Below are 17,341 nucleotides of genomic sequence, written 5' to 3' on the forward strand. Positions count from 1 at the left end.
ATCCGCCGTCCTTCAGAGTAAACATGCTGTTAGCCAGCGCCCACGATCAGGCTAACTGGCCCATCCACTTAACCTAACGTTGGCATACTAAATTCAGAAACCGTTTGCTGACCGCTCGGCCAACGTACGGTAGCCGTTTTCATGCGCGTATAAAAACGCACGCCATCTGGCCCGTGGACGTTGAGCGCCCCGAATACCGACCGCTTCCAGCCACCAAAACTGTGGAACGCCATCGGCACCGGAACCGGCACGTTGACGCCGACCATGCCAGCTTCGACATCCTGCACAAACTCACGCGCAGTGTGACCATTACTGGTAAAAATGGCGCTACCGTTACCAAATTCGTGACTGTTAACCAGTTTCAGCGCACTGTCGTAATCCGCCGCGCGCATGATGCTCAACACCGGGCCAAAAATCTCTTCGCGCCAAATCACCATCTCTGGCGTGACATTATCGAATAATGTGCCGCCGACGTAGTAACCGTCCTCAAAACCCGCGACTTTTTGGTTACGCCCATCGACGACCAACGTTGCCCCTTCCTGCTCGCCACTATCGATATAGCCCAGCACTTTTTTCTGATGGGCGGCAGAGACGACAGGACCCATTTCATTTTCGTCGCTGCCCTTGTTGATGCCGGGACCGATGCGTAATGCTTTAATCAGCGGCGTCAGGCGCGAAATCAGCTTATCCGCCGTATCATCACCTACTGCCACCACCACCGGCAGGGCCATACAGCGCTCACCCGCAGAGCCAAATGCACCGCCCATGATGGCATTGACTGTGGCATCCAGATCCGCATCTGGCATCACGATGGCGTGGTTTTTTGCCGCGCCAAATGCCTGTACGCGTTTACCATGCGCACTGGCCGTTTTATAAATGTGCTCAGCCACACCCGACGAGCCGACAAAGCTGACGGCCGCGATACGGGAATCTTTGTAGAGCTGTTCTGCGTTGTCATTCGAACTGTGGACAACGTTGAAAACGCCGTCCGGCAAGCCCGCTTCCTTCAGCAGCTCCGCCATGCGTACCGCGGCTGACGGGTCCAGTGCCGGTGGCTTAAGAATGAACGTGTTACCGCAGGCCAGCGCAATAGGGAACATCCACAGCGGCACCATGGCAGGGAAATTGAAAGGTGTAATTCCGGCGACCACACCCACAGGCTGCATGAGCGAGTAGCTGTCTACCCCGCCTCCCACATTGGGTGAGTTCTCACCTTTAAGCAGGTGGGGAATGCCGCAGGCGAACTCAATCACCTCGATGCCGCGCGTCAGTTCGCCTAACGCATCGGACCAGACTTTACCGTGCTCAGACACGATCAATGCCGCCAGTTCATCACGATGTTGTTCCATTAAGGCTTTAAAGTTGAACATCACCCGGGCGCGACGCAGCGGTGAGGTTTTGGACCAGGCAGGAAAGGCAGCATGTGCCACGTCAATCGCCTGGGCCACTTCATCTGCGCTGCTTTGGGTCAGTTCACGGATAACCTTGCCGGTCGCCGGATCGAACACAGGAATGGTTTCGTTGCTGGCACTGAACGTGGTTTTACCGCCAATAAAATTTCCTACGATAGTCATGATGTTGCCTCTTTGGTGTGTACGGTTCCAGCAGGCAAAGCACAAGAAGTGGCATGCTGGCTGGGCAGATGAAGCCAAAAGCATGCTATGAAGCTATTACAATGAAACAAATTTTTCAAATAAATGTTTTTGGAAAATTACTTTTTAGTGGAGCAGATCGCATTTCTTCATTTTATCCCCGATGAGCCGCCAGCAAAGGCTGTTCTTTGGCTCGCCGCAGCGTCACATCTGCCGACGCGGCAGATAACGAAACGCCCACCTGTCACGCTTTTTATCGATCTCTCAGCGAAGATGCCGGTTGCGGTCAGACAGACTGAAGCGAAAAAACACTCTTTTAAAATTTCAAATTCAACAAATTCGAAATAAAAGTTTCCTTTAGCGCCCTATTTCTTCCTTATCGGTGTGAGGAGATAAGCGTGCAGCATGCCATCGCGCTCCTTATGGATCGCCTCGTGACGCACTTCCATGGTGCAAAAAAACGTCTTAATGGCGATTTCATGAACCCATAATTTCTTACAGGCCAGTCAGGAATCATCTGTTTCATGTGCATTCGGGCGAAACACATCAGGCAGAACCACCCTATCCTGTTGATTTACTGATGTTAAAAGCATTGATACACGATAAGTCAAAAAGCTGGCCTGCTTTATGCAACATCGAACCACTTCCCCGCACTGAGATGAGATAACCGTGTCTGACGAAAAAAACAGCGGCCTGCTTTACGGTCTGGACCAACGCATTCCGCCACTTCAGGCTTTTTTTAGCGCATCACAGCATGTGCTGGCCGGCCTGGTCGGCATCATTACGCCCCCGTTGCTGATCGGCACGGCGCTGGGTCTGGACGCGTGGCTGCCGTATTTGATCAGCATGTCGTTGCTTGCCTCCGGCATCGGCACCTTCCTGCAGTCAAACCGCGTTTGGGGCGTGGGTGCGGGCATGATATGCATGCAGGGCACCAGCTTCGCCTTTCTCGGTGTGGCCATCTCCGGTGGCCTGTGGGTCAAAGCGCAAGGCGGCAAGCCAGAGGACATTATGGCGATGCTGTTTGGCGTCAACTTTGTGGCGGCGCTGGTTCCGGTTATCGTCAGCCGCTTTATCGACACCTTAAAGCGGGTCTTTACTCCCGTGGTGACGGGCAGCGTTATTGCCCTCATTGGTATCAGCCTGATTAAGGTCAGCGTCATAAACTGGTGCGGCGGTGAAAAGGCACCGGATTTCGCCAGCCTCAGCAACCTTGCACTCGGTGCGTTAACCCTGGGGGTGATAGTGCTGCTAAGTTGCGCCAGCAACCGTTGGCTGCGACTGTCCTCCATCGTAGTGGGCATCGTCACGGGCTGTATCGCCGCCGCGCTGAGTGGCAAATTTCATATTCAGGGTCTGGGTGACAGCACCTTCCGTTTACCGTCCCTGTTTCCGTTTGGCTTCCACTTCAGTAGCACCATTTTCATCCCCGTGGTGCTGGTCTCGCTGGTCTGTATTATCGAGGCGGTGGGCGACCTTACCGCGAACAGTTTGATCTCCGGCAAGTCGATTACCGATCGGACCTTCAGCGCCCGTCTCAAAGGGGGCATTCTGGCTGACGGACTGAGCTGTATGATTGCAGCGATGCTCAGTGCCTTTCCCAATACCACATTTGCGCAAAATAACGGCGTGATCCAGATGACCGGCGTAGCAAGTCGTTTTGTCGGTCGCTATGTCGGTGTGATGCTTATCCTGCTGGGGCTGTTTCCCCCCTTTAGCGAGGCGCTGCGACAGATCCCCACGCCGGTGCTGGGTGGCGCAACGATGGTGATGTTCGGCTGTGTGGTCACGGCAGGCATCCGCATCCTCAGCCAGACCGCGCTGACCCGCAGGGAGATGCTTATTGTCGGGCTGGCTTTTAGTTTCGGCCTGGGGATTGAATCCGTTCCTGCCTCGCTTTCCCATCTGCCGCCCATGATTGAGAACCTGTTTGGTTCGGCAGCCACCAGCGGCGGCCTTGTCGCCATTGTCCTGAACCTTCTTATTCCGGGTGGCGAAACCGCTGTGCGTGAAGAGGTAAAACAGGGTGAATCCGCGCAGTCGCTTTAACGCCGCATCCGCACCTACGCCAGCGTTGTCGTGGGTGCGTCGCCGTGCGCGCAGACGCACAGTGTCATAACGTGGCGTGCCTCACTCAGCGCCGATAGCGCGCTTTTATGCGCAAGCGTGAAGCCAGGTTATCGTGCCCGTAGCCAACCAGCCGCAGCGCCTGGTTTACCGTTTCCCTTAATGAATCAGACGGTTACTTTTCCTTCAGCTACACTTTCATCAGTTATTTATGCGTAGAGATAAAGAATGAACGCGTTGCAGCAGGAAAAAATTGGACAAAACATCTTAATTAAACTGGCGATGCTGGTGATTATTCTTGCGGGGATACGAGCTGCCTCAGACATTCTGGTGCCGCTACTTCTGGCGGCCTTTTTTGCCATCGTACTGAATCCGCTCGTGACGATACTGATGCGGCGCGGGCTGCGACGCGGGATGGCGATCGGGTTGGTGATTACGGTGATTTTTATCGTCATTCTGCTGCTGGGAGCCGTGCTGGCCAGCTCCATGAGTGAGTTTTCCGACCTTTATCCTCAACTGCGCACCATCCTGGAAAAGAAAATGGTGGTGGTTCAGCATCTGGCGGCCAGCATCCATCTTAATATCTCGACTAACTCCCTGGTTCAACGCTTTGACCCTAACACCGTCATGAACCTGGCCAGCGTGGCGCTGAGTGGGTTTTCCGGTGCCATGACCAATACCGTTTTACTGGTCCTCACCGTGGTCTTCATGCTGTTTGAGGTGCACCATTTGCCTTATAAAATGCGTAACTCCTTTGTGAACCCCAAAATTCGCATTGCCGGATTACACAAGGCACTCAAAGGTGTGACGCACTACCTGGCACTGAAGACGTTGATCAGCCTGATCACCGGGATAGCGGTCTGGCTGACGCTCTACCTGCTGGACGTGAAGTTTGCGTTACTGTGGGGCGTTGTGGCCTTTATTCTTAACTTTATTCCCAATATCGGGCCGATTATCGCCGGTATTCCGCCTTTCCTGCAGGCGCTGCTGCTCAACAGCGTCTTTGACGCGGCGATGGTGGCGGCGCTGTTCACTGCCATTCATATGGTATTTGGCAATATGCTGGAGCCGCGCATCATGGGGCGCGGCCTGGGTTTATCAACGCTGGTGGTGTTTTTGTCGTTGATATTCTGGGGCTGGCTGCTGGGCCCGGTCGGGATGTTGCTATCGGTCCCCCTGACCAGCATCACCAAGATCCTAATGGAAACCACGCCGGGCGGCAGCCGTCTGGCTATCATGTTGGGCACCGGCCGGCCCAAACCTTCGCGACTGTTAACCAAGTAAGCGCTGCTGCACATGTTGCAGATGATGCCTCATCGCCGCCTGTGCAGCCTGCTCATCCCCGGCAACAATCGCCTCAGCGATACGCTGATGGTCGGCATTCATTTCCTCCGCAAAGGTATTGTCTGCATAGTGACTTTCCAGTCGGCGGACATGCGCGCTGTCGCGTTTGTTCCACAAATTTTCCATCATCTCCCGCAGCAGATCGTTGCCGCTCATCTCGCTAATCAGCAGATGAAACCCCTTGTCCTGCTCAATAAAAGCCGCGTCGTTTTCATTAAATGCCTGCAGCGCTGCGCTGAGGGACAGCAGTTGCTGACGCTGGGCTTCACTGCCGTTTCGCGCCGCCAGCCCGGCCAGCATACTTTCATAGGCTTCGCGCGCCTGTAGCAGGTCCTGCAGGCTGAAACTCTCCGTTTCTTTGCCGGGTGAGGGCTGGGGTAAGGTCTGAGCGACAAAAACCCCGGTGCCGGTGTAAATATTGACGTAGCCCGTCATCTCAAGCGCAATCAGCGCTTCGCGCACCGACGACCGGCTGACGCCAAGCTGTTTAGCCAGTTCCCGCTCCGGCGGCAGCGCCCCGCCCGGCACGAAATCGCCACGATTAATGCCGTCAATAATGGCATTGGCAATCTGCCGATAAAGCCGCTCAGTTTTTAAGACCGGTAGCGCCATAACCCTCTCCTGTTGTCGACACGCTTTTAGGCTTTGGATGATACGTATTTACTATGCTGCGATCCGGATCACGGCCTTAATTTACGCGCTATCTTACTCTTGGTCCAGCGGCCTGACCACTGGGCCACACGTTCACCAAGGAGTAATAATGGAACATACATGGCGCTGGTACGGCCCAAACGACCCTGTGTCACTCGACGATGCTCGCCAGGCAGGTGCAACCGGGATTGTCACAGCACTTCACCATATCCCGAACGGCGAAGTATGGCCTGTCGCCGAAATCAAAGCACGTCAGGCGCTGCTGGCAGAAAAAGGGCTCACCTGGTCTGTCGTTGAAAGCATTCCCGTTCATGAAACCATTAAGACGCAACGCGGCGATTATCAGCACTATATCGCCAACTATCAGCAGTCGATTCGCAATCTGGCCGCGTGCGGGATTGATACCGTCTGCTACAACTTTATGCCGGTGCTGGACTGGACGCGTACCGATCTGGCCTGGGCACTGCCGGACGGTGCGAAAGCGTTACGCTTTGATGCCGATGCGTTTGCCGCCTTTGAACTGCACTTGCTACAACGCCCCGGTGCAGAAAAAGATTACAGCCCCGCCGAGCAAAAAGTTGCCGCAGAACGGTTTGCCGCGATGAGCGAAGAAGAAAAAACCACGCTGGTGCGCAATATCATCGCCGGCTTACCTGGCGCGGAAGAGGGTTACACGCTTGAGCAGTTTCAGGCTCAGTTGGCCCAGTATGACGGTATCGACAAAGCCAAACTGCGCGAACACATGGCCACCTTTTTGCGGGCCATCGTCCCCGTAGCGGAAGAGGTCGGCATTAAGCTGGCCGTCCATCCTGACGATCCACCGCGTCCAATCCTTGGCCTGCCGCGCATCGTCTCTACCCAAGAAGATATGCAGTGGCTGAAAGAAACGGTAGACAGTCTGCACAACGGATTCTGTTTCTGTACCGGTTCCTACGGCGTCCGTGAAGATAATGCCCTTGTCGCAATGGCAGAAGCTTATGCCGATCGCATTAACTTCGTGCACCTGCGGGCGACAAAGCGAGAAGCGAACCCCAACAGCTTCCACGAGGCGGGCCATCTGACCGGCGATGTGGATATGGTTGGCGTCATCAAGGTGATCCTGGCCGAGGAGCAGCGTCGTCGCCGGTCGGGCGAGCAACGTGCCATTCCGATGCGTCCCGATCACGGTCATCAGATGCTGGACGATTTGCACAAGCGCACCAACCCGGGCTACTCCGCGATTGGGCGGCTTAAAGGGCTGGCAGAGCTGCGCGGTGTGGAAGTGGCACTGAAGCAGATTTATTTTCAGGATTAACAGGTCGTTGCCCCGCGCTGTTCAGGCTGTCGGGGCACACATCCGTCTGACCTCATTTTTATTTCACGGTTATCGCCTTATCCGCGCCCGCTATTTACCCGATTATCCGACGGCAACCGCCCTCCCGCCGTAAAAAGACAGTGCGCATTTTACCCCGCCGGGTTTGGGTTTCGCTCTGGGTTGCCGCCCAACCGCGACCGTTTACAGGTCAGTCACCGTCCGTTCTTCCGCCTTACGCGATCACCGTTTTGCTGCAGCCATCAAACTAATCGCTGAACTTTCACCAATAGTATGAATTTTGTGTCAATTAAATGCCCACAAGGTCGATAATTGACCTTATCGGATGATAAGGGATTTCCGACCGTTCACCAGCGGCGTGAACTGGCGTGCTATGTTGCAGTGACCCTTAGCACCTCGCAAAACATCATAACGATTCAGAGGTTTTTACGGTGCCGCTAATAAAAAGAAAGCGCGATCACGCCAGATCGCTCATCGTCCTTGCAGGGCTTCTGCCCCTGCTTTTGGGTTTGCTATTTACTGCTATCGATGCCAGAAAGACCGTTAAAGAACAACAAGTGAATACGGCAGCGACCTTGCTGTCTCAGGCTGAAAAAATCAGCGATAACGCCTGGAGTATGATCGCTTCGCTTCGTCAATATGACGATCAATCATGCGATCAGGTCGAGAATACGCTGCGCATCAATGGCACTCTTCATCCCTATTTTCGCGGTATCGGCAGGCTGGAAAGCGACATGGTCAGCTGCTCTTCCGCCTATGGCAACAAACCCGCGACCCTTGAAGCCATGATTGGTACTACACCGCCGGTGACGGGCAAAGACCGGTGGAGTTTATCCCTCACCGGTTCTTACAGCGTGCCGGATCGGCCTGCGGTGATATTCGTGCGCCAGATTTCTGCGGACAGAGCACTTTGGGTGATGGTGGAAGGACAGTACCTGATTGATTTTATGAGTGCCCTGGGCAGCACCCATGAGTACAGAATCACCATGCGTTTTAATAACGGCGCGCCAATAGTGTCAGGCAATCGCGAAATGCCAGGCAACCACTGGCTTTTACCACAGATATACAAGGCGGCTTCCTCTCGTTATCCCATTAGTGTCACCCTGATTGCGCCGAGCGCCGAGCGAGTCAAGACGTGGGCACAGTTGCTTTTCGTGTTTATGCCAATGGCGGCGATTTTTTCCGTTCTGTTTATGATTCTGACGACATCCTGGTTACGCAGGCGCTTTTCATGGGGAGATGAAATGCGTCGCGCTATCCGCTCCCGGCAATTCAGCGTGCATTACCAACCAACCTACAGCTACACACTGCAACGCTGCTCCGGTGCAGAGGCACTGCTGCGCTGGACGCTGCCCAATGGTGACAGCGTGCGCCCTGACACATTTATTACCGCCGCCGAAGCGGAAGGCATGATTATCCCGGTGACGCACCATCTGATGGATCTGATTGTTGAGGACACGCAACACTGGAAGCCCAATCCAGGCTTTCATCTGGCGATTAATGTGGCAGCCGAACATCTGCAGCACCCAGACTTCGTCAATGACATGCTGAACTTTGCTAAAAGGATGGCGAAAACGGAGTTTAACATTACTCTGGAACTGACGGAGCGCAGCCTGATTAAAGAAGGGAACGTGGTCGCCACTAAGCTGGCTCAGCTGCGCCAGGCCGGGATGAAAGTGGCGATTGATGACTTTGGCACAGGTCATTGCTCACTTAGCTACCTGCAAACCTTTGCACTGGACTATCTTAAAATCGACCAGGGTTTTATTAACGCAATCGAGTCGCTGGAGGAGGAAACGCCGGTGCTGGATGCCATTATCAGCCTGAGTCATAAACTGAAGCTGCAGGTCCTGGGAGAAGGCGTGGAAACGGCATTGCAGTTCCGCTATTTGCAGCAGCATGGCGTCACCTTCGTCCAGGGCTATTTTTATGCCCGACCCATGGATAATACGGCGACGATTGCGTGGATGGCGCAGTATGGTCATCTGCCCGTTGAGGTGGATAACCCCTGAGCCGCGGGCGCTACACGCAGAATCAGACTGATGGCGACGGCGTTGACTGGCTTATTTTCGCTGCGACGCCCGTTGTTTACTCGCCGCCCGCAATGCCACCGCCACCGCGTCTTCCTGTTGGTCGCAAGAGGCAGCATCAGACGCACGCCCGGCACGCTGATTCAGGCGTTGCAGCGTCGGCATCGACTGCTGTAACAGCTGCTGGCACACCTCATAGTCCGAGCACTGCTTGCCCGTGACCGTCGACGTTTGCAGCGTCTCGCTCAACTGCGTCAGTCGATCAATCCAGTATTTAGCCCGGCAGCTTAGCCATCCTGAATGGAGCGGCACGTGAGTGGCAGAGTCAGTCTGCCGGGGAGCGCGACCTACCTCAGAAGAATCCATTAATTTTCTTTCTACACTATCGATCTGCGCCACCCAGGGGCTCTGGCAAGTGTTGGATGCTTTCCTTGACATTCTTCCTCCAAATCAAGGTAAAAGAGTATTGCCGAAGGCGCTCCATTAGGCAAGTTTCAAACCCCATCCCGACAAATGCTTAAAATTTATTAATAACTTAAGCCAGGCGGCGACTGTCGTTCAACATCGAAGCGCTTATTTACCAGGCAAACGCGCGGGAAGACTGACTTTTTTTCGCGTCGTTTCCTGCTACAAACCGCAGGTGAAACTGCTCGCTTTCAGTTCAAACATGACAAATATCACATAAAAACGTTATACTCTTCCGCCGATAAACCAGATGACGGCAGTATTGGTTGTATTGGTGAGTCGACAGAGAATGCTGTTTTACGGCTATGCTTAAATTTCCTCAACGAAGCGGTCTGAACGCTATTTTCGGTTCGCGCCGTTGAGGACTTTCATGTTCCATTACAGGGTAATTCTATGAAATTGCGTAGGAAGCGTGTAAAACCAATTGGGATAGATGATGTCACCATCATTGATGATTCCCGTTTACGTAAAGCCATTACCGCCGCCTCTTTGGGTAACGCCATGGAGTGGTTCGATTTTGGTGTTTATGGCTTTGTGGCTTATGCCTTGGGTAAAGTGTTTTTCCCGGATGTCTCGCCAGGGATTCAAATGATTGCCGCCCTGGCAACCTTCTCCGTTCCATTCCTGATTCGCCCTTTAGGCGGCCTGTTCTTCGGCATGCTGGGTGACAAGTACGGTCGTCAGAAAATACTGTCGATTACCATCGTCATTATGTCGATCAGTACCTTCTGTATCGGCCTGATTCCCTCCTATGCCTCCATTGGCATCTGGGCACCGATTCTGCTGCTGCTGGCTAAAATGGCCCAGGGCTTCTCGGTCGGCGGGGAATACACCGGCGCGTCTATCTTCGTCGCCGAGTATTCGCCTGACCGCAAGCGCGGCTTTATGGGAAGCTGGCTGGACTTCGGTTCGATCGCCGGTTTCGTGCTGGGTGCCGGCGTTGTCGTGTTGATCTCGACCATTATCGGTGAACAAAACTTCCTTGAATGGGGATGGCGTCTTCCGTTCTTCCTGGCGCTGCCGCTAGGGATTATTGGCCTGTATTTGCGCCATGCGCTGGAAGAAACTCCCACGTTCCAGCAGCATGTGGATAAACTGGAGCAAGGCGACCGCGAAGGTCTGCGTGACGGCCCGAAAGTCTCTTTCAAAGAGATCGCCACCAAACACTGGCGTAGCCTGTTAGCCTGTATCGGTCTGGTTATTGCAACCAACGTGACCTACTACATGCTGCTGACCTACATGCCAAGCTACCTGTCGCACAACCTGCATTACTCCGAAGATCATGGCGTGCTGATTATCATCGCCATCATGATAGGAATGCTGTTTGTCCAGCCGGTCATGGGGCTGCTGAGTGACCGCTTTGGTCGCCGTCCGTTTGTGATTATCGGCAGCATCGCCCTGATGATCTTTGCTATTCCCGCGTTCATGATGATCAACAGTGGCGTGCTGGGATTGATTTTTGCCGGACTGCTGCTGCTGGCCGTTATCCTTAACGCCTTTACCGGCGTGATGGCCTCATCACTGCCTGCCATGTTCCCCACCCATATCCGCTACAGTGCACTGGCCAGCGCCTTTAACATTTCGGTACTGGTTGCCGGTCTGACACCAACCGCGGTAGCCTGGCTGGTTGAGACCACCAATAACCTCTACATGCCGGCCTACTATCTGATGGTGGTCGCGGTGATTGGCCTGATTACCGGTCTTTATATGAAAGAAACGGCGAACAAGCCCCTGAAAGGTGCCACACCTGCCGCCTCTGACATGGAAGAAGCGCGCGAAATTCTTCAGGAGCATCACGATAACATCGAGCAGAAAATCGAAGATATCGACGAAGAAATCGCCCGACTGGAAGCGAAGCGTAAAAACCTGGTGCAGCAGCACCCGGATATCAACGAGTAACCTCCTCGTCTCCCGCCCCTGTGGCGGGAGACACATTTACTGTCTCGGCACACCGCACACAAACCTTCATCGCCTGCGCCTAATCGGAGTAGACTAGCCGTCTTATTTAATTTGGCCAGGTGAGTAACAATGTCTGATTTTTCCCTTACCCAACGTCCCAGAAGATTGCGTGCCAGCGCGTCACTGCGAGCAATGTTCCAGGAGTCCAGCCTTAGCCTGAACGATTTGGCGCTGCCCATTTTTGTTGAGGAAGGTATTGATGACTATAAAGACATTCAGGCGATGCCTGGCGTAAGACGTATTCCGGAAAAACGTCTGGCCTATGAAATTGAACGTATTGCTAAGGCGGGTATCCGCTCGGTGATGACCTTCGGGATTTCCCATCATACCGATGCGACCGGCAGCGATGCGTGGAATGAAAACGGCCTGGTGGCGCGCATGTCGAAAATTTGCAAAGACACCGTGCCTGAAATGATCGTGATGTCGGATACCTGCTTTTGTGAGTACACCAGCCACGGCCATTGTGGCGTGCTCTGTGATCACGGCGTCGATAACGATGCCACCCTGATCAACCTGGGCAAACAGGCCGTTGTCGCGGCCGCAGCGGGGGCAGATTTTATCGCGCCCTCTGCCGCAATGGATGGTCAGGTAAAAGCGATTCGTCAGGCGCTGGATGCCGCAGGCTTTACCCAAACGGCAATCATGTCCTATTCCACCAAGTTTGCATCATCTTTCTATGGTCCCTTCCGCGAAGCAGCCGGCACGGCGCTGAAAGGCGATCGTAAAACCTATCAGATGAACCCGATGAACCGTCGTGAGGCTATTCGCGAGTCACTGATTGACGCCGCGGAAGGTGCCGATTCGCTGATGGTTAAACCGGCGGGTGCCTATCTGGATATTCTGCGCGATATTCGTGATCGCACTGAACTGCCGCTGGCGGCCTATCAGGTCAGCGGTGAGTACGCGATGATCAAATTCGCCGCTCAGGCGGGTGCCATTGATGAACGCAACGTCGTGCTGGAAAGTCTGGGGGCGATTAAGCGTGCTGGCGCAGATCTGATTTTCAGCTATTTTGCGCTTGAGCTGGCTGAAAACAAGCTGCTCTAAAGGCTAAATGACGGACCTTCTGCGGCGGTGCTTGCGCCAGCGCAGAAGGTGTTCTTCCCGTCCTGCAAGGCAGTAAATTAACCGCCCTCACAACGCTCATAATACAATAACATTACGCCTCGTCCTTCCTCATCTCAGAAACAAAAAGCACACATGCGGCTACCTAATATAATTATTCGACCTATAGCTCCACATGGCAGGAAATAACCATTCACTTCCTTAAGAATCTTTACGTTCGTAATGTTTTGAGAAACATAGGATAATTTACAATCACCTTCAAAATTTAAGGGGGTGTTATGAATGAGAATAAATACAATGAGAGCGTGATTATTTCTGTTACCGAATGGATTAATAAAAATTTGGATCAGCGTTTAAGCATCGATGATATTGCCGAAAAAGCCGGTTATTCAAAATGGTATCTGCAAAAATTATTTTCCCGTTACAACAATGAAACTCTGGCGCGTTATATTCGCAGAAAGAAATTAATTGCCTGTATTAATGATTTAAAATACAGCCGCGCGCCCATCATCAGTCTGGCGGTGAAATACCATTTCGAAAGCCAGCAGTCATTTACACGTTCATTTAAGCAGATGATGGGCTGTACGCCGAGCGTATGTCGTAAAAGACAGCTATTGGACGACAGCAATCAGGATGCGAATACGCATCCTTGCAGCTTATGTAGTCGGGCGGAAAACAGCGCAAAAAAGAAAGGATCGGGCGGAATAAAGGAAACCCGCAGTTTCGACAATATAGCCCGCCTGCTTTAACAAAAACCGTTAACGCGCGTTATCGTCAGGTTGATAGTACTGTACGCCAATCTGAATCCGCTCGCGGCCACTGGCGACACGATGACGATTTGTATCACGCAAGGAGTAAACACATCCGCAATATTCTTGCTGATAAAAACTCTCACGCTTACTGATTTCAATCATGCGCGCCGATCCCCCGCCTTTACGCCAGTTGAATTCCCAGTAGGTCAGATCGGGATAGTGGGCGGCAGCGCGTACGCCGCAGTCATTAATTTGCTGCATGTTCTTCCAGCGGGAAATCCCCAGGGAACTGGTTATCACCGGGAAGCCATTTTCGTAGGCGTACAGCGCCGTGCGCTCAAAACGCATATCGAAGCACATGGTACAGCGCTCGCCTCGCTCGGGTTCCCACTCCATGCCTTTGGCGCGTTTAAACCAGTCGTCACGATCGTAGTCCGCATCCACAAAGGGCACACCAAACTTTTCGGCAAAGCGAATGTTTTCTTCTTTGCGCAGCTCGTACTCTTTAAGCGGATGAATATTCGGATTGTAAAAGTAAATGGTGTACTCGATGCCGGATGCCAGCATGGCCTCCATAACTTCTCCCGAACAGGGCGCGCAGCAGGAGTGCAACAGAACTTTCTTGTGACCGCCGGGCAGCGGTAGCGGTTCACGCTGGTAGGGCTGAGACATAAGCACCTTCAATCAATGGAATCAAAGAGGCAGTGTAATGCCGGGACGTAAATGTTGCAAAATTTCGCATAACAACGGGCTGACATGCGCCAGCCCGCCGGTCACCCCTGAGCGATGTGCTATCACCACTGCAGCGTTTTACCTGCATAGTCAAGATAGTGATGGCCGCCATGTCCACGGTGGGTGGTCAGTTGGGTAAAGATGCCGTTGGCACTCTCTTCAGGCGTCAATGGCGCTGCATCGCCGCCCATATCTGTTTTGACCCAGCCGGGATGCAAGGTGATTAACGTCCCGTTCTGGGCATCCACCGTCCTGACCAGCGAGCGAGTGAGCATATTCAGGGCCGCTTTACTGGCAGAATAAAGCGGCGCGTCTGCGCTGCGATTCTCATTCAGGCTGGCAAGTTGAGAGGAGGTGAGTGCGAGTACGCCGTTTTGTTGGTTCAGTAACGGCAGCAGAATTTCCGCACTCCGAATCGGTGCCACGGCATTGGTCATAAACAGCTGGGCCAGTTCAGCGTCGTCGCTTTCCGACAGCTTTTGATGGGCCGGGCCATAAATACCGGCATTAATCAGAATGGCGTCAAAAGGCTGTCCGCTCAGTCCAACAGCAAAATGCTTAACCGCCTCGGTCTGCGTCATATCAAGCCGGTGCCAGTCAACCTGAGGGATATCACCTTGCGGTGGATGATCCCCGCGATGGGTCGCCGTCACCTGCCAGTCATGGGCGGCAAACGCCTTTACGACGGCCAGTCCTATGCCACGTGATGCGCCAATCACTAAGATTTTCCCTTGATAAGCCATACGGTTTCCTCGTTGATGAAGTCAGTAATCAGAGTAGATGTTGATCGACGAACACACTGCATCCTGAATGCTTTTTGGGATTAACACAGCAATACTGACGCCGTGCATTCTCCCTGGGTTATTCGATTTGCTGATCTGGCGGTGATGACTTGTCACCTTCACGACTCTTCTCGACGCTCTGCGGATGGTCTTCCCCCATTGAGAGGGCGGTAGCGCTGGCGGGATCGAATAGCGAGAAGCTTTCAATCTGGTCCACCATAATGACTTTGCGGAATGCCATCGCATTCTTCGGCTCGGAATCCAGCGTAATGCCGTGCTCGGCGTACCAGCTGCTGTAATTGTGTTCCACCGACAGCTTCAGCGTATGGCTGTCGCGGTAGCCGCTCAGCATCGGAATAAGCACGATATTGGCTGTGCTTTCGTATTCAAAGGTGGCGGCATGCACCATACCAATATAAATCCGTCGGGATTTTAAGGTGATCCACGCCAGCTCCCCCTCTTCCATACACTGAAACAGCATCTGTTCGACACCATTAGATCGAGAGAGTTTTTGATAGAGATCTTTTCGGCCTGAAACGTTCAGCTGCGCACTGCCCGCCCAGTTTGATCGATAAAGGCAAAACAGGATGGCAAAGGCCAGCATAATCACCACAGGTGCCTGGATACCCAGAAAACTCCAGTTCATAAACTTCATTTGCAGCTGCAGATGATCGCCGGGAAACACATACAGGAAATTAGAAACGGTTGAAATAATAAACAAGATAAACCAGATAAAGGCGGTGACGAAAACGCCCTGAAGCACAAAAATACAACCGTAAAGTGCGACCAGAAAATAGACATCCCAGCCTGAAGAACGGCGCATTTTAAAACGGCTGGACAGATCCCGGCTGGTATACCAGTAACCACTCACCATCAATACCATAAAAATTGCGGTTCCCACCTCAGACTCCTTTTAAGGTATTGACGTGTCGATTGAAATCGTCTTTCACTTCATCACTGAGAATATTGACGGCAGCATTGCCGTTTTCATCGATAATTATGCGTTCACCATCCGCAATGGAGTCGTTTATGTCCTGGCGGCTCATTATCTGGAGGAATTTATCCGGGCTGGCGAACAAAGAACGAACAAAGCTAATCATGGTGTGTCACTTAACGAGTTAAAAGAACAAGTATGTGACCGAATCGTGTTTACTGCCATTTTATAGTCGGTAAACATTCCTAAAAGATGATTAACGAAACGGTAAAAAAGCATAATTATTGCGGCCAGTCATTTGTGCCACATTGATAAAATCCTGCTGAGAAACTCCATATTTCACCCTTATTTCGATGATTGTGGCAGGCCCGTTTCTGATAATCCTGAGGCGTGCTTATCTCAACATATTCATGAGAATCCTGGCGGTTTCAGCGTAGTGCCCTGCCGACTTGCCTTCTCTACAGTCAGTCAGCGGTCACCGTCCCGTGCGGCCTCAACCTCACCGGCTCTGCGTTACGGTGGAAAGGCGCGTCGGTTTATCCACCTGCATCACATATCCTGGCGATATTGTTGCACTAGTGTGATGCAGGTTTTAAATATGTTGCACCCCAATTGCGCTTACCTGATGAACGGGATATCAACTTCTCGCAAACCCCTTCACTGAATCATCTGACGTGCGGCCTGTTTTTATGCACCTCAGAAATATGGCATGCATTGTGCTTGTTACTTAACTAACAACATGGCGATCAATGACAGCCAGGTAACATTGAGGACGAGATGAGCGCTAACGCAGACCTGTTCAAAAAGATTGAGGCCGCTTTTAGCCTGCAAACGCCAAGCGAAAAGCGGATTAGTTCGTGGCTGTTAAGTCATCCCGAGCAAATACCGTTTGAAACGGCAGACAGCATTGCCCAGTCAACCGGGACCAGCGGTATTACCGTAGGGCGTTACCTGCGCAAGCTGGGTTTTAAAAATCTTGATGATGTGAAAAACCTGCTGCGCGATGTGCCTAACACGCCCTACAAGCAATGGGGCGTTATTGATCGTCTTGACTCATGGGAACAGCAACGCACGCTGCCCGATCCGTCCAGTCAGTCGCTACAAATGGAGTTAGATGCTATCCGCTATGTCTATCAACTGGCTCAGACAGATACGTTTCGCCATATCAGCCAGCAAATCGCGGATGCTGAAACGGTCATCGTGCTGGGTATTCAGTCTACCCGCGGTATCGCTAACACCTTTTTCAGTCATCTGGAATATTTACGCCCGCGCGTCACCTACGCCGATGGCAGCTCAGGCAGCTGGCTGGAGTCGCTGAATTCTGAGTCTGCCAAACCTTATGTGATTCTGACGGATACGCGCGCCTATTCCACCGTGGCAAGACAGTTTTGCCGGGTTGCCACCGAGCGCAAGGTTGCAACGGCACTCGTCACCGATATCTGGTGTCCCTGGGCACGTGATTACCCGGTGGATTTGCTTCAGGTCAAAACGGACACCGCCAATTTTTGGGACTCACTCGCGCCCCTCAGTTGCCTGTTCAACCTGCTGCTGTCCGCCGTTGTTGAACGCCTTGGCCCCGAGCTTTCTCAGCGACTGGCACAAAACCGACTGTTACAGCAGGAATTTGGTCAATTTGAACATTAATAAAACAGGGAT

At 52.8% G+C, this 17,341-nt stretch carries 16 protein-coding genes; 9 read left to right on the forward strand and 7 right to left on the reverse strand.

Features of this window, described 5'->3' with window-relative positions; all coding sequences use genetic code 11:
• Positions 1-68: 68 nt before the first annotated feature.
• Positions 69-1,574: a CoA-acylating methylmalonate-semialdehyde dehydrogenase gene (locus tag FBY13_RS16635; RefSeq protein WP_063877571.1), complete on the reverse strand. Its 1,506-nt coding sequence runs from the start codon at positions 1,572-1,574 to the stop codon at positions 69-71.
• Positions 1,575-1,703: 129 nt separating this feature from the next.
• Here FBY13_RS16635 and FBY13_RS16640 point away from each other — a divergent pair, with 129 nt between their 5' ends.
• The 3 genes from FBY13_RS16640 (at position 1,704) to FBY13_RS16650 (ending at position 4,943) form a co-directional block, all read left to right on the forward strand.
• Positions 1,704-1,940: a hypothetical protein gene (locus tag FBY13_RS16640; protein WP_145394643.1), complete on the forward strand. Its 237-nt coding sequence runs from the start codon at positions 1,704-1,706 to the stop codon at positions 1,938-1,940.
• 321 nt (positions 1,941-2,261) lie between these two features.
• Positions 2,262-3,641, forward strand: a complete 1,380-nt coding sequence (locus tag FBY13_RS16645) for a nucleobase:cation symporter-2 family protein (RefSeq protein ID WP_063877573.1) — start codon at positions 2,262-2,264, stop codon at positions 3,639-3,641.
• A gap of 246 nt (positions 3,642-3,887) precedes the next feature.
• Positions 3,888-4,943, forward strand: a complete 1,056-nt coding sequence (locus FBY13_RS16650; protein ID WP_096012684.1) for an AI-2E family transporter — start codon at positions 3,888-3,890, stop codon at positions 4,941-4,943.
• Here the strand turns inward: FBY13_RS16650 and FBY13_RS16655 are convergent.
• Entirely contained in the window at positions 4,932-5,615 is a 684-nt protein-coding gene (locus tag FBY13_RS16655) for a FadR/GntR family transcriptional regulator (protein WP_063877575.1), read from the reverse strand. The two genes, FBY13_RS16650 and FBY13_RS16655, sit on opposite strands and share 12 nt — an antisense overlap.
• Before the next feature lie 148 nt (positions 5,616-5,763).
• Here FBY13_RS16655 and uxuA point away from each other — a divergent pair, with 148 nt between their 5' ends.
• Entirely contained in the window at positions 5,764-6,948 is a 1,185-nt protein-coding gene (gene uxuA, locus FBY13_RS16660) for a mannonate dehydratase (protein WP_109717829.1), read from the forward strand.
• A 449-nt stretch (positions 6,949-7,397) separates the two neighbouring features.
• Positions 7,398-8,978 (forward strand): EAL domain-containing protein, encoded by a 1,581-nt coding sequence (locus FBY13_RS16665; RefSeq protein ID WP_145394644.1) that lies wholly within the window; start codon positions 7,398-7,400, stop codon positions 8,976-8,978.
• A 51-nt stretch (positions 8,979-9,029) separates the two neighbouring features.
• Here the strand turns inward: FBY13_RS16665 and FBY13_RS16670 are convergent, their stop codons facing one another.
• Positions 9,030-9,362 carry a hypothetical protein gene (locus FBY13_RS16670; protein WP_145394645.1) on the reverse strand — a complete coding sequence of 111 codons (333 nt, stop codon included), beginning with the start codon at positions 9,360-9,362 and terminating at the stop codon, positions 9,030-9,032.
• A gap of 492 nt (positions 9,363-9,854) precedes the next feature.
• Between FBY13_RS16670 and proP the strand changes: the two genes are divergently transcribed.
• The 3 genes from proP (at position 9,855) to FBY13_RS16685 (ending at position 13,234) form a co-directional block, all read left to right on the forward strand.
• Positions 9,855-11,360 carry a glycine betaine/L-proline transporter ProP gene (gene proP, locus FBY13_RS16675; RefSeq protein WP_063877579.1) on the forward strand — a complete coding sequence of 502 codons (1,506 nt, stop codon included), beginning with the start codon at positions 9,855-9,857 and terminating at the stop codon, positions 11,358-11,360.
• Positions 11,361-11,489: 129 nt separating this feature from the next.
• Entirely contained in the window at positions 11,490-12,467 is a 978-nt protein-coding gene (hemB, locus tag FBY13_RS16680; RefSeq protein WP_096012689.1) for a porphobilinogen synthase, read from the forward strand.
• Between the two features lie 296 nt (positions 12,468-12,763).
• Positions 12,764-13,234 carry a helix-turn-helix domain-containing protein gene (locus FBY13_RS16685; RefSeq protein ID WP_096012690.1) on the forward strand — a complete coding sequence of 157 codons (471 nt, stop codon included), beginning with the start codon at positions 12,764-12,766 and terminating at the stop codon, positions 13,232-13,234.
• Positions 13,235-13,243: 9 nt separating this feature from the next.
• On the opposite strand, the gene FBY13_RS16690 is transcribed toward FBY13_RS16685, so the two are convergent.
• From FBY13_RS16690 to FBY13_RS23770, 4 genes are all read right to left on the reverse strand, one after another.
• A complete protein-coding gene (locus FBY13_RS16690; RefSeq protein ID WP_145394646.1) occupies positions 13,244-13,909 on the reverse strand; it encodes an epoxyqueuosine reductase QueH in 666 nt (221 codons plus the stop codon).
• 122 nt (positions 13,910-14,031) lie between these two features.
• The gene (locus FBY13_RS16695) at positions 14,032-14,712 is read right to left on the reverse strand and encodes an SDR family oxidoreductase (RefSeq protein WP_145394647.1); all 681 of its coding nucleotides are present in this window, start codon (positions 14,710-14,712) and stop codon (positions 14,032-14,034) included.
• 118 nt (positions 14,713-14,830) lie between these two features.
• The gene (locus FBY13_RS16700) at positions 14,831-15,652 is read right to left on the reverse strand and encodes a hypothetical protein (RefSeq protein ID WP_109717835.1); all 822 of its coding nucleotides are present in this window, start codon (positions 15,650-15,652) and stop codon (positions 14,831-14,833) included.
• Between the two features lies 1 nt (position 15,653).
• On the reverse strand, positions 15,654-15,851 hold the full coding sequence (locus FBY13_RS23770) for a hypothetical protein (protein ID WP_074180982.1): 198 nt from the start codon (positions 15,849-15,851) through the stop codon (positions 15,654-15,656).
• Between the two features lie 611 nt (positions 15,852-16,462).
• On the opposite strand from FBY13_RS23770, the gene FBY13_RS16710 reads away from it, so the two are divergent.
• Positions 16,463-17,329, forward strand: coding sequence for a MurR/RpiR family transcriptional regulator (locus tag FBY13_RS16710; RefSeq protein WP_145394648.1), 867 nt, complete (start codon positions 16,463-16,465; stop codon positions 17,327-17,329).
• The last annotated feature ends 12 nt before the right edge of the window (positions 17,330-17,341 follow it).

Source organism: Pantoea sp. SJZ147, assembly GCF_007828605.1.
Classification (GTDB): Bacteria; Pseudomonadota; Gammaproteobacteria; order Enterobacterales; family Enterobacteriaceae; genus Pantoea; species Pantoea allii.